The organism is Acinetobacter sp. WA-87 (assembly GCF_039938935.1).
Lineage (GTDB): Bacteria > Pseudomonadota > Gammaproteobacteria > Pseudomonadales > Moraxellaceae > Acinetobacter > Acinetobacter seifertii.
On record NZ_JBDUVF010000001.1, the window covers coordinates 1,001,845 to 1,015,225 of the forward strand.

A 13,381-nucleotide genomic window follows, 5' to 3' on the forward strand; every position below is an offset into this window, starting at 1 on the left:
ACCGTCAGTTTACTTATATAAATTTTTTCACTGTAAATATTCGCTAATAATTCATAAAACAACTTCATTTTTTTCATTTATTACTTTTTCAATAGTATTCTTATCCACTAGAACTATAAATTCTGGTGGTAGTATCAGTACAGACATAATTTCAGGTCTTAAGTAAAGTAGTTGAAAAGCATATATTGCTTCATATTCAATGTTTTCGCTATCATCTTCAAGTGTATTAATGAACCATCCAGAATCACCTTTCTCTAAGTCTGGTTCTATACGCTCCATAAATAGTTTTTCTTTATCCAAACATCCTTTTACTAAAATAATTTTATCCTGAAATAACGTAGCTATAGGATCTACCCCGCAACGCTTTGCAAAACTATTTTGTAGTGCCTGAACTTCAAGTGTAAAATCAATACTATTTTTTTCTTCACTAAATGGATTACGTGAAAAATCTGGTTCACACAATATTAACTGATTATCATCAAAATTTCGAAATATCAAAAAAGACCAACCAAACTGTATTTTTACACCATCTTCAATAGATACACCCTTCCGACTCATATCTACAATCAGTTCTGCCAACCATTTTGCTTGCTCACTTAATCGAGAGGAATATCTCATTAGGATATTCCTCTCATTTAATTCAATAACTTTCTCTTCCATTAATAACCTTTTATTAATTAAATTATATAGACCAACTCATTTCCACACTTATTTTGAATAGTTTATCTCTTCAATTCTGGTTAAAAGTATTACTCCTATAATATCAAACAACACTCCTTAAAAATTCAAATATATTCTTATTAATCAAATTTTAGATTTTTATTTAGGATATATGTCCTAATAGATATATTTTTTTAACTATTGATTGCCAATCGAGCCAAATCTAGCTATTTATAGAAACTGGTACTTGCCATACTAAAAATTGCTAAGGACAACACATGTTAAAAATTTTAGGGCGCGATAACTCCATTAATGTTCGCAAAGTCTTATGGTTGTGTGAAGAACTAAATCTTGAATATGAAAGAGAAGACTGGGGACGAGGCTTTCGCTCTGCTCAATCACCTGAATATTTACAATTAAACCCCAATGGTCAAATTCCTGTTGTTTTAGATGGTGATTTAGTCCTTTGGCAGTCCAACAGTATTATCCGTTATTTAGCAAATGCTTACGATAAAGAGCATCAGCTTTATCCTAAGCAAGCGAAAGAAAGATTCTTTGTTGACCAGTGGATTGATTGGCAAGCAATCGAGCTGAATAACAGTTGGACTTATACGATTATGTCTCTCTTGAGAAACTCACCAGATCATCAAGATCCAAAGTTGTTAGAGCAAGGTATTGATGACTGGAATCATCATATGCAGATTCTTGATCAACAACTCGCAAAAACTCAGGCCTATGTTGCAGGCTCACAATTTAGCTTAGCCGATATTCCAATTGGTCTATCTGTACAGCGCTGGAAGGCCACTCCTTTTGACCATCCAACGCTTAAGCATGTCGACCAATATTTTGAACTGTTAAATCAACGTGCTGGCTTCTTAAAATGGGGAAATAACGGCGAACCTTAACTTTAAATCAGTTTTAGCCCGAGTGATGACGTTTCAAGATGCCATCACTTAAAAGTTGATAAACCTGTTTTAAATCATCTTGATTTGCTTGAGCCAATAAGTCTTGATGCATTGCCAAGATATTCTGATCTCCCCTTACCGCAGGCCCAGTTTGCATTTGTTTCGGATCATTTTCAGTCGCTTTTTTAGCTGTTTCCAAAATTAAAGGATAGAGCAAGCTAAAGTCCACTTGCTCTTTGTCTACAACCTGTTTTGCCATATCAAAACAGTAATTACTAAAATTACAAGCGAACACAGCCGCTAAGTGTAAAGTTAAACGTTGTTTGGAGGTGTATTGATATACTCGATTACTTAGGCTATTTGCTAAATTTGAAAGTAGTTCCTGATCGACATTTGTTACTGCTTCAACAAATAATGGCGTTGCAGACCAATCAACATCTCTTTCTAAGCTAAATGTTTGTAATGGATAAAACACCCCTGCTTTTTCATGTATATGACTGATGACTTCAATATCAGTACTACCCGAAGTATGGACAATGAGTGTGTCAGGAAAGAATTCATGAACTTGTTTTACAAGCTTTGCAATTGCACTATCTGAAACCGCTAGAATGATAAGATCAGTCGGTTGAAATTCGCGAAGTGTTTGGCATGCTTTTGCTTGAATTTTCTCTGCAAATTTTTGGGTTTTCTCAAAATCACGCGCGTAGACTTGAGTAATGTGATGCCCCTTAGCCAAAAGTGCCTTTGCCAAATGAAAAGAAACACGCCCACTTCCTAACAAACTGATTTTCATGTCAACTCAACAATATTGATCTCTATAAAAAAGCTTCTCAAAATGAGAAGCTTTTTTCAAATCAGAATTCAGTAAAATCAAGATTTCTTATGAATCTATTGATTATTGGGCTACTGAAAACTCAATACGACGGTTTTTAAAGCGACCTTCTTCAGTCTTGTTGTCAGCAACAGGGTTTTCTGAACCATGACCTTGGGCAACAAGTTTAGAAGCATCTACTCCTTTAGAAACTAAGTAATCTACTACAGCTTGAGCACGGCGTTGAGAAAGTGCTTTATTGGCAGCAGCATTACCTGTTGAGTCAGTATGACCACCTACGTTTAATTTCACGCTAGTCACTTTATTTAACAGTGTTGCAGCTTGATCAAGAATAGCTTTGTTATCTGCTGGAATTTCACTTGAACCACTCGCGAAGTTAATGATTTGCAAGTTAAGAGCTTTAACTAAAGCATTTACGTCTACATTGTTCGGATCAATTGAACCTAACGCTGTTTGCGAAGCCGTTAAACTATTACTCACAGATTGCTCAGCTGTTGTAGGTGCTGTACCAACAACCTCAGTATGTGGTACCAACGCTTTTACCTTGGTAGTTAAAGCTTCTAAAGCTGCGGCATCACCTGCTTTCAATGTAATTTTGTCACCTACCCATTCTAACGATGCATTTGGAACACCTTTCAATGCACCAAGTACACCTGCTAATGCATCCTTATCGGTAAATGCAGCGGCATGAGTTTGGCTAGTATCAACATCACAGTCTTTAGTCGCTGAAAGAACTTTCTTAACATGCATTTGCAAAGTTGCCAAGAAGCCCTGATCACCAATACCTGCCTGACATTGACTCACAGCACCTTTATCATCTGTACTTAAAGTTAAAGTAGCAGGTGCAGCTGCTGCGGTTGCCACACCACTTGCAGGTGAAGTCTCAGGTACAGGTGTAGCTTCTTTATGTTGGCAAGAGCGCCACAACCAAGCGATTAATAAACCAAGAATAATCAGTGCAATAATCGGTAAAATTCCGCGAGATTTCCCTGTTGTTTCGGTTGCCGCGGCAAGCGGTGGTGCAGTTGATGTCGTTACTGATGATAAACCTGCACCCAGACCTAATGGTGCCAATAGTCCAACTGCCCATCCTGGTAAATATGAACGAATCGTTTCTGCATGTTGACGTAAATAGTTCACAATACTTTGTTGATCACTTCCGGCAACTTCAGAAATTGTATTGAGACTAGGTTTGATCGCACTATTGAGTGTACTTTCAATTTCGGCAGATGGCGCAGTACCGCTTAAATGAGTCAGTACAGTATTTTTAATTTGATCATTATGAGAAAAAAGATCGGATAATGAGGGGGCTAAACTATTTTTTAATTGTCCAATAAGATCAGGTTTAGCAGCTAATAATGAAAGTAAAATTGGATAAAACTTAGAAAGCGCGTTAGTTTTTTCGCCTAGGAATCCATCCTGATTATCTAATATTGTTGAAGATACTTTTTCTTTAAGCAGTTCTATAGGGTTTATCGACATTGTTTATTCTCCCGAATCTTATACGTCGTAACCAGCAATTTTTTGGTTATTCAAATACTTCTGTTTGCTGATAGTTTTTTATTCTAATGCGCTCGAAATCTTTTGTTGTTTTTTAAATAATTTATATACAATTTTCCATCTAGTATTTACAAAACAGGCAGATCAAAAAGATCTGCCTGTTTATATTTTGAATAAGTTTTTAGCCGTCGGAAACTACACAGCAAAAGTTTGTAGCACTTTACCAGTAAGGTTTTGACCCAGTAGTGGCGTATTTTTCCCTTGCGATAAAATAGTGTCTTTGCTTAAGGTCCAGCTTAATTCAGGATCGACCAACACCCACCCTGCTTCGGCTTGCCAACGTGTAGTCATATTTGCTACCTGTGCAGGAGCACTTGTCACTTTGGTAACCCATTCAAGCGGCTCAAATAAGCCTTCATTAATGAGTTGGATACCTAAAGCTACATAAGTATCGAATGCTGTAATACCCGGTTGAGTTTCAGCAAATGGTGCCATTTTCGCTGAACTGCTTAATGGTTCGTGATGCGTACAAATTGCATCAATGACACCTTGTTTTAAACCTTGGCGTAAAAGTTCTTTATCTTGCTCAGAACGCAATGGTGGACGAACATGTGCAAGTGAGTTGAAGCCATCAGTTAATTGCTCAGTTAAATGTAACTGATGCATTGCTACATCGGCAGTCACAGGCAAGCCTTTTGCTTTTGCTGCACGAATTAATTCAACCGACGCACCGCAAGACAACAAACCAAAGTGAGCTTTAACACCTGTCGCTTCAATCATAAGCAAATATTTTGCAATCGCTACAGTTTCAGCAATTGCAGGAATCATCGGCAAACCTTGACGCGATGCGATAAAACCTTCATGAGCACATCCGTCTTTAGCAAGTTGCGGTTCTTCAGCATAGAACACGACTGTTAAACCAAGACCAGCCGCATACTCAAGCGTGCGAACAACAACATCATCATTTTCAAAAGCAGCATTCGCATTTGAAACAGCAGTACAACCACCCTTTTTAAGGCCAGCCATATTTGCTGGTTGTTTACCATTTAAGCCTTGAGTCTGCGCACCGATAATATGCATATGGATACCACCATCAAGCCAAGCTTTTTCAACTAAGCCATGAATGAGGGCGCCATTATCTTGAACAATTGGCTTTGAGTCTGGAGGGGTAATGACATGCAAAATACCATTAGCACGTGCAGCCTTCCCTTCAGACTTAAGTGTACCGTGTTGTTGTTGACCTGGTTCACGCAAACGTGCGCACAAATCAACCATAGTCGGCATTAACCATTTGCCTTGCCCATCAATGGTTTGTTCAACTTGGTCAACTGCTGCAACCAACTTACCATCTTGAATATATACAGTTTGTACGCCGTCTGTTTTTTGGATTGGGTCTAACACACGTACATTTTCAATTTTTACAATACTCATGTGATCCATTCCTTACAACGCAATCGCTTCAATTAAACCTTGTTCTTGCAGTTGCCCTTGCATAGACAACGCCAGTACAGCCATACGAACTGCAATACCGTTAGTAACCTGTTTTAAAATCACAGACTGGTCACCATCGGCAATACTCGAATCAATTTCTACACCGCGGTTCATTGGTCCCGGATGCATAACAATACAGTCTGGTTTAGCTAAACTTAAGCGTTCTTTGTTTAAGCCATACATTCTGTAAAATTCAGATTGCGAAGATAATGCTGGTGAATCAATACGTTCATTTTGAATACGTAGCGCAATAATCACATCACAACCAGTAACACCTTCATCCATGTTATTGAACAAACGAACATGGTCACCGTATTCTGAAAAACCAACTGGCAATAATGTATTCGGTGCAATCACACGAATGTCTTTACATCCAAGAGTTTGAAGTGCAGCCACATCTGAACGTGCTACGCGAGAGTGTTTAATGTCACCAATAATAGCAACACTCAACTCTTCAAATGGTTTTTTGGTTTCACGGCGAATGGTCAGCATATCAAGCATCGCTTGCGTTGGATGAGCATGACGTCCATCTCCAGCATTAATAATTGCGACTTTTGGACACACATCTTTAGCAATGAAATGTGCAGCACCCGAAGATGAATGGCGGACTACAAAAATATCGGCAGCCATTGCCTCAAGGTTCCAAAGCGTATCTCGTAAAGTTTCACCTTTAGATGTACTTGAACGAGCAATATCAATGTTCAGCACATTGGCAGACAACCGCTTTGCTGCTGCTTCAAAAGTAGTACGAGTACGGGTGGAGTTTTCAAAGAAAAGATTCATCACCGTCCGTCCTTCTAAAAGCGGGCGGTTGATTAAATTATTATTATCATCTAAAAAGCTTTGCGCGGTATCTAAAATCTTAGTGAGGTTTTCTTTTGAAAGGCCCTCAATCGTTAAAAAATGTTTTAAATTTCCGTCTTGATTGAGCTGAACCTGGCTCGGCTGATGCAACGCTGCAATATGCATAATGGATTCCTATGGGTCGAATCGCGAAAACGTGCATAGTGTAGCTGAATTCCAGCTTTTTCGCAGAAGAACTTTACAGAATAAGACCCTAAATTGACCAGAAAATTTAGGGTCGCGCAAAGATTACCTTAAAGCACCAATATAATGATGTGGAACTTGTGCCCGATAAATATCTTCAGCCGTGATTTCTGTTTCTTCGCTCAACTGAACATTGCTAGCGATTTGTTTTTGAGGAAGCTCGGGTATTGAGTCAGTCAATGAGTTTAATCGCTCAACAAAACGTTTTAATTCATCGTCATCTGTTTCCAAGGCAAGCGCTATTACATACTTTGCATAATCTTTATTTTGGACCACATACAATGCATCTATGACTCGTCCCGTGACTCTACGCATACGTACATATATTTGTGTAGAGATTGAAAAAGCTTCCGCATTGGTTACAAAACCATTCCCCATCATATCTTTCATTTATATTCCCCTATGCTTTCAAATCATAAAATTGGTTAAAAACCATTTAATAAATAAGCGTTACTCATAGAGGTTTAGCAAAATACATACCAGTTTATATATTTTAAGCTTTAAAAATCAGTTTATTGGTTGCCAAGTGATAGGTTGCAATAATTTAAAGACCTTTACACATCAAAATAAGTTAAACTTTGCATCGTTAATATTTATATGTTTTGGTCAATTGAGTTTATGAATACCTCTTTACGTTTAAACCACTATTGGATTACTTGTGCTGATGGTTTAGAAAGCCTCTTACAAGAAGAAATAGAACAGCTTGGCACCAAAGTGACAGAACGTAAAGCTGGACGTTTAATCATTGAAGGAACGCTTGAGCATGCTTATCGTATTTGCATGTGGTCACGTCTCGCTTCTCGTGTTTTACTTCCAATTCATACTTATGAACTTGAACACACACATGATGCACGTGACGTAGCAGAAGAGCTTTACGAAGGTGCAATGAGCTTTGACTGGTCACTTATTTTTGCACCACAAAGTACCTTTGCTATTCGCTTACATGCAGAGCGTGAAATTAAAGTTAATACCCAATTTGCAACGCTTAGAGCAAAAGATGGTGTCGTCGATTCCTTTATGGAAGCTGTAGGTCGTCGCCCAAGTATTGATACTAAACAACCAGAAATTACCTTATATGTGCTTGCTGGTAAGACCGAACATACTTACTGTCTAGATTTATCTGGTGACTCATTGCATAAACGCGGCTACCGTCGTTACATGACAGATGCACCGATTAAAGAGAACCTAGCTGCCGCAATTTTACAAAAAGCTAAGCTTAAAGAACGTAATCCAGAACTTGTACTCGACCCAATGTGTGGTTCAGGTACATTTATCATTGAAGCATTAATGATTTTAACTGACCGCGCACCTGGTCTTGTTCGTCGTTTTGGTTTTAATGGCTGGCATGGTCATGACCGTGAACTTTGGCTTTCGCTCAAAGCTGAAGCAGCAGAACGTCATGAGAAAGCGCTTGAATTACCTCTACCTAAATTTTATGCCTACGATGCTGACTGGGAAGCGGTAAAAGCAACACGTGAAAATATTATTGCAGCGGGCTTTGAAAAACTATTAAGCGAAATTCAAATTGAAGAACGTACTTTAGCTGACTGGCCAGATTTTGCCGCTGAAAAGAAAACAGCTTTTATTGTAACTAACCCGCCATATGGTGAACGTTTAGGTGATAAAGCATCAAACCGTTCTCTTTATTTAGGTCTATCTGCACTTTTACAAAAACATTTCCCAAATCAATATGCCGCTATTATTGCAGCTCAAATTGAACAAGCGGATGTATTAGCTTTTGAAGCGCCTGAAACTTTACGTTTAATGAATGGTAAGTTACCAATTTACATTCGCTTCGGTGCAATCAAACCAGAAAAAGTAACACAGCCATTTTTAGCAACTTGGCAAGCTCAACCCGTGGAAATAGAAGAAGCTCAAGACTTTGCTAACCGTTTGCAAAAAAATATGACTGCCTTGAAAAAATGGGCTACTAAAGAAAATATTTATTGCTTACGCTTATACGATGCCGACTTACCTGACTTTAACGTCGCTGTAGATTTATATGGTGATCGCTTACATGTTCAGGAATATGCTCCACCAAAAACGATCGATCCTGAAAAAGCAAAAAAACGTTTTAACTTAGCGCTTGCTGTAATTCGTGCTGTGACTGGTTTGAACCGCGATGCGATCTTTATTAAGACACGTGCTCGTCAAACAGGAACTAATCAATATACGAAACAAAGTACAGCTTCAAAACGTTTTATCGTTCAAGAAGGTAAAGCTAAAATTTTAGTGAACCTAACCGACTACCTCGATACAGGTTTATTCCTTGACCACCGTCAAATGCGTTTACGTATTGCTCAAGAAGCTCGTGGTAAACATTTCTTGAACTTATATAGTTATACCTCTACAGCAAGCTTACATGCTGCTTTGGGCGGTGCTGCTAGTACCACAAGTGTTGACTTATCGAATACTTACTTAGGCTGGTCAAAAGAAAACTTCGTTTTAAATGGTTTAACTGTAGATCATGCAGACGAACAACACATGTTCTTTGCAAGCGACTGTTTTGAATGGTTAAAAGAAGGTCACGAACAATATGATCTTATCTTTATTGACCCACCTACCTTCTCTAACTCTAAAAAGTTCTACGGTACTTTCGACGTACAACGCGACCACGTTTCTCTTATTAAACGTGCAATGAACCGTTTAACAAGTGAAGGTACACTTTACTTCTCGAATAACTATCGTGGCTTCGAGATGGATGAAGAGATTGAAGCACTATACGACGTTGAAGAAATTACGTCTGAAACGATCGGACTTGATTTTAAACGAAATCAAAAAATCCACCGTGCTTGGAAAATTCAGCATCTAGGTCTGAACTAATATAAATTTGGCGAGAAGTTATTATTACTTTACGGTAATGATAACTTCGCCACGTACATTTTTTGGCTCAAATTCATAACGTGTAAAACGATCTGCCCGATCTGGTAATGCAACCATTTCTAGTTCTTTCTTTTCTTTAATATCTATTACCTGATTTTGTTTTTGTTCCTGATAAGGTGATAAAACACTCGACCTTAATGAATTCCAGCGAACTTCTTGTAAATAGTTATCTCCTAATTCTTTTCGAGCTCGATGCTGTTCTTTTTCAGGCTTCTTGGCATCATCTTGGGCTTTAGCAATAATAACGGGCAAAGATGCGGTTATCGCTCCTGTCTGAGTCGAAAGCGCACTTTCACTCATGGGTTGAGCAGCCCAAGTATTTGATAATAATACAGACATACCGCTTAAAATTATTAGCGCACACCCTTGCTTATTATTCATTACCTACTTCCTAAAATTGTTATTGTTTGTTATATCGAATAAAACTAGCAACTTTTTAACCTTGTCGCAATGTTATAAAGAAACTTCCCGATAATTAGCATTGATCATTTTAAAATCAAAATATATCACAAGTATTTCATCACTATTCAATAGTTTTATAGATTGTTATCTCAGACTTGAAGGGTACCTTTAAATCACTTACTGTAATTTTATAATTCATTTGTATTTGATTTTATTTATAAATACACACCATACGAGGTGAAATAATGCTCCAGCAATGCTGCCAATTATTAGAAGATCTTCAACTTAAAGTTGCATTTATTGAAAGTGCCAGTTCAGGCTACTTAACCAGTCAGTTTTCGATTCATAAAAATAGTGGCGCTGATATTTTACTAGGCGGATTGGTGAGTTATGACCCTAGTATTAAAATTAGTATTTTAAAAGTTGATCCAAATTTAATTAATATGTACACAGCTGAATCGCCACAAGTGACAGAAGAAATGTGTAAGCAGGGTCAAATCTTATTTCAGCAAGCGGATATTATTGTAAGTTGTACGGGTTTACTCAAACATGGTGGAAGTGAAACCGCAGAAAAGCCTGTAGGTACTTTTTTTATCTGTATTTCTTACAAAAAGCGTATTTATCATTATCATTATTTTTTATCTGGCCATGCCGAACAAAAACTAAAAACTCTCACACAAAAAGTAGCAGACTCAATTATTACGCTTATATCATCTAATCAAAATAAAATTTAAATATAAAAAAAGAGAATATGTTTCCATATTCTCTTTTCGGTTTTAGCAGAAAGAGCTTAGCTCAGTTTCATCTTATCAAAAACTAAGTGGCCATGCTCGCCTTTAACTAAAATAGTGTCACCTGCGACAAAATCACCCGATAAGATTTTTTGAGCTAATGTGTTTTCAACCTGTTGTTGAATTGCACGTTTTAATGGACGCGCTCCGTACACAGGATCAAAACCAGCATCAATCAATAAATCAAATGCACTGTCATCAACATTCAAGCTCATATCACGATCAACCAGGCGTGAACGTAAGCGATCTAACTGAATATCCGCAATACCACGAATCTGCGCTTTCTTGAGTGAGTGGAAAACTACAAGCTCATCAATCCGGTTAATAAATTCCGGACGGAAATGCTGACTCACTGCATTCATCACGACTGTACGTACTTCGTCATCAGTTGCACCATCACCTAGCTCACGTACATCTTGTGAACCTAAGTTTGATGTCATCACAATAACCGTGTTTTTAAAGTCCACTACTCGACCTTGTGAGTCGGTTAAGCGACCGTCATCCAATACTTGTAGCAAGATATTGAAAACATCTGGATGCGCTTTTTCAACCTCATCAAACAACACCACACTATATGGTTTACGACGAACAGCTTCAGTTAAAACACCGCCTTCTTCGTAGCCAACATACCCTGGAGGCGCACCAACTAAACGGCTGACAGAATGTTTTTCCATGAATTCACTCATGTCGATACGAATCATGGCATCATCACTATCAAACAAGAAGTTAGCTAAAGCTTTAGTCAACTCAGTTTTACCTACACCCGTTGGCCCCAAGAACAAGAATGATCCGCTAGGACGATTCGGGTCAGATAAACCTGCACGTGAACGACGAACTGCATTCGATACAGCAACGACTGCTTCATCTTGTCCAACAACACGGTCATGTAAAAACTCTTCCATATGAAGAAGTTTTTCACGCTCGCCTTGCATCATTTTAGCAACCGGAATACCCGTTGCAGCACTAACCACTTCAGCAATTTCGTTTTCAGTCACTTTAGTACGAATGAGTTTTGGTTCTTCGTTTTCTTCAGCAACTTCGTCTTGCTCAAGTTGTTTTTGAAGCTCTGGAATTACACCATATTGCAAACGTGCCGCTTCAGCCAAATCACCTTCACGCTGAGCTTTTTCAAAAGCAATACGCGCTTTATCAAGTTCAACTTGAGCCTGTTTGGTACCTTCTACCAAAGTTTTTTCAGATTTCCATACTTCTTCCAGATCGTTGTATTCTTTCTGAACTTCAGCGATCTGTTTTTCAAGATGAGTAACTTCGGCTTTACTGCCTGCATCTTCATCTTTTTTCACCGCTTCCAATTGCATTTTTAACTGGATTAAACGGCGGTCAAGCTTATCAAGTGCTTCAGGTTTAGAGTCAATCTCCATTTTGATACGAGAAGCTGCTTCATCAATCAAATCAATTGCCTTGTCTGGTAATTGACGGTCTGTAATATAACGATGAGACATTTTCGCCGCAGCAATAATCGCTGAGTCTAAAATTTGCACACCATGGTGAGTAGCATATTTCTCTTTTAGACCACGTAAAATCGCAATGGTATCTTCTACACTTGGCTCATCAACCAATACTTTTTGGAAACGGCGCTCTAAAGCTGCATCTTTTTCAATGTATTGGCGGTATTCATCTAAGGTTGTTGCACCTACACAGCGCAATTCACCACGAGCCAACGCAGGTTTTAACATATTCCCTGCATCCATCGCACCATCGCCTTTACCTGCGCCTACAAGCGTATGTAGCTCATCAATAAACAGGATGATTTCGCCTTCGTGTTTTGCCAAATCTTTTAAAACTGCTTTTAAGCGTTCTTCAAACTCACCACGATACTTCGCACCAGCAAGTAATGAACCTAAGTCGAGGGATAAAACACGTTTATTCTTTAAACCCTCTGGCACTTCGCCATTCACAATACGCTGTGCTAAACCTTCAACAATAGCGGTTTTACCAACACCCGGCTCACCAATGAGTACAGGGTTATTTTTTGTACGACGTGACAAGACTTGAATGGTACGGCGAATCTCATCATCACGCCCAATAACCGGATCAAGTTTTCCAGATAAAGCCCGCTCAGTTAAATCAATCGTATATTTATTAAGTGAGTCACGTTGGTCTTCGTGATTATTACTCATGACTTTGTCACTACCTCGAATATGTTCAATTACTTTGCGTAAGCTGTCGGGAGTGACACCTACGGCACTTAAAATATTTTTTGTTTCGCCAGTTTCTGCCAAGCCCAATAAAACCCAGTCAGTTGACAAAAATTCATCACCTGCTTTCTGCGCATATCGATCTGCCAAGTTAAGCGCTTTAACTGCTTCTGGGTTTAAATTGACATCGCCTGTCGGGTTAGCAATAGTCGGAGCATCTTTTATAGCTTGCTCAAGCTTTTGTTTAAGTTCAGGTAATCGCGCACCTGCTTGTTGCAACAAGCTAATATTTGAAGGCTCTTCTAATAAGGTACTCAAAATATGAATACCTGCTATAGCGGTATGGTCTTTACCCATCGCTAAAGATTGAGCATCTGAAAGGGCTTGCTGCAAGCGGTTTGTAAATTTTTCAAAACGCATTCTTGTTATTCCTCACAACAAATTTGTACTTGTCTAATAGATGGGAACACTTTTTCGGATTTCAAATAAATTTTTATATATTTTTCATAATGTTATAAAAATAACAATAAGTAAAACTCCATTATAATATGGGTTTATGAGTGATCTATTTCAAGTATATTTTGTATAATTTTTAAGAGAAAACAAAAACCTGATATTTCATCTGAATTTTTATCATAAATGGTAATTTTAAAGCCGTAATATATTTAATAGTTAGCATAGTTAAATTTAAAAATATGGAAGGCAGTCCCT

At 38.2% G+C, this 13,381-nt stretch carries 11 protein-coding genes; 3 read left to right on the forward strand and 8 right to left on the reverse strand.

The window, feature by feature from the left end:
- Positions 1-51: 51 nt before the first annotated feature.
- The gene (locus ABFY81_RS04725) at positions 52-660 is read right to left on the reverse strand and encodes a hypothetical protein (protein WP_347913171.1); all 609 of its coding nucleotides are present in this window, start codon (positions 658-660) and stop codon (positions 52-54) included.
- A gap of 278 nt (positions 661-938) precedes the next feature.
- Between ABFY81_RS04725 and ABFY81_RS04730 the strand changes: the two genes are divergently transcribed.
- A complete protein-coding gene (locus tag ABFY81_RS04730; RefSeq protein WP_347913172.1) occupies positions 939-1,565 on the forward strand; it encodes a glutathione S-transferase in 627 nt (208 codons plus the stop codon).
- 13 nt (positions 1,566-1,578) lie between these two features.
- Here the strand turns inward: ABFY81_RS04730 and ABFY81_RS04735 are convergent, their stop codons facing one another.
- The 5 genes from ABFY81_RS04735 to ABFY81_RS04755 form a co-directional block, all read right to left on the reverse strand.
- The gene (locus ABFY81_RS04735) at positions 1,579-2,358 is read right to left on the reverse strand and encodes a F420-dependent NADP oxidoreductase (protein WP_347913173.1); all 780 of its coding nucleotides are present in this window, start codon (positions 2,356-2,358) and stop codon (positions 1,579-1,581) included.
- A gap of 102 nt (positions 2,359-2,460) precedes the next feature.
- Positions 2,461-3,879: an OmpA family protein gene (locus ABFY81_RS04740; protein ID WP_347913174.1), complete on the reverse strand. Its 1,419-nt coding sequence runs from the start codon at positions 3,877-3,879 to the stop codon at positions 2,461-2,463.
- 213 nt (positions 3,880-4,092) lie between these two features.
- The gene (locus ABFY81_RS04745) at positions 4,093-5,328 is read right to left on the reverse strand and encodes a dihydroorotase (RefSeq protein WP_347913175.1); all 1,236 of its coding nucleotides are present in this window, start codon (positions 5,326-5,328) and stop codon (positions 4,093-4,095) included.
- A gap of 12 nt (positions 5,329-5,340) precedes the next feature.
- Positions 5,341-6,357, reverse strand: a complete 1,017-nt coding sequence (locus ABFY81_RS04750) for an aspartate carbamoyltransferase catalytic subunit (protein ID WP_004702756.1) — start codon at positions 6,355-6,357, stop codon at positions 5,341-5,343.
- 123 nt (positions 6,358-6,480) lie between these two features.
- On the reverse strand, positions 6,481-6,825 hold the full coding sequence (locus tag ABFY81_RS04755) for a hypothetical protein (RefSeq protein WP_049066570.1): 345 nt from the start codon (positions 6,823-6,825) through the stop codon (positions 6,481-6,483).
- A gap of 228 nt (positions 6,826-7,053) precedes the next feature.
- Between ABFY81_RS04755 and rlmKL the strand changes: the two genes are divergently transcribed.
- Positions 7,054-9,258 carry a bifunctional 23S rRNA (guanine(2069)-N(7))-methyltransferase RlmK/23S rRNA (guanine(2445)-N(2))-methyltransferase RlmL gene (rlmKL, locus tag ABFY81_RS04760; RefSeq protein ID WP_019458144.1) on the forward strand — a complete coding sequence of 735 codons (2,205 nt, stop codon included), beginning with the start codon at positions 7,054-7,056 and terminating at the stop codon, positions 9,256-9,258.
- 24 nt (positions 9,259-9,282) lie between these two features.
- Here rlmKL and ABFY81_RS04765 read toward each other — a convergent pair whose 3' ends face one another.
- On the reverse strand, positions 9,283-9,699 hold the full coding sequence (locus ABFY81_RS04765) for a hypothetical protein (RefSeq protein WP_004702759.1): 417 nt from the start codon (positions 9,697-9,699) through the stop codon (positions 9,283-9,285).
- A 266-nt stretch (positions 9,700-9,965) separates the two neighbouring features.
- Here ABFY81_RS04765 and ABFY81_RS04770 point away from each other — a divergent pair, with 266 nt between their 5' ends.
- Entirely contained in the window at positions 9,966-10,454 is a 489-nt protein-coding gene (locus ABFY81_RS04770; RefSeq protein WP_198071399.1) for a CinA family protein, read from the forward strand.
- A 56-nt stretch (positions 10,455-10,510) separates the two neighbouring features.
- On the opposite strand, the gene clpB is transcribed toward ABFY81_RS04770, so the two are convergent.
- A complete protein-coding gene (gene clpB / locus ABFY81_RS04775) occupies positions 10,511-13,090 on the reverse strand; it encodes an ATP-dependent chaperone ClpB (RefSeq protein ID WP_347913176.1) in 2,580 nt (859 codons plus the stop codon).
- Between the last annotated feature and the right edge of the window lie 291 nt (positions 13,091-13,381).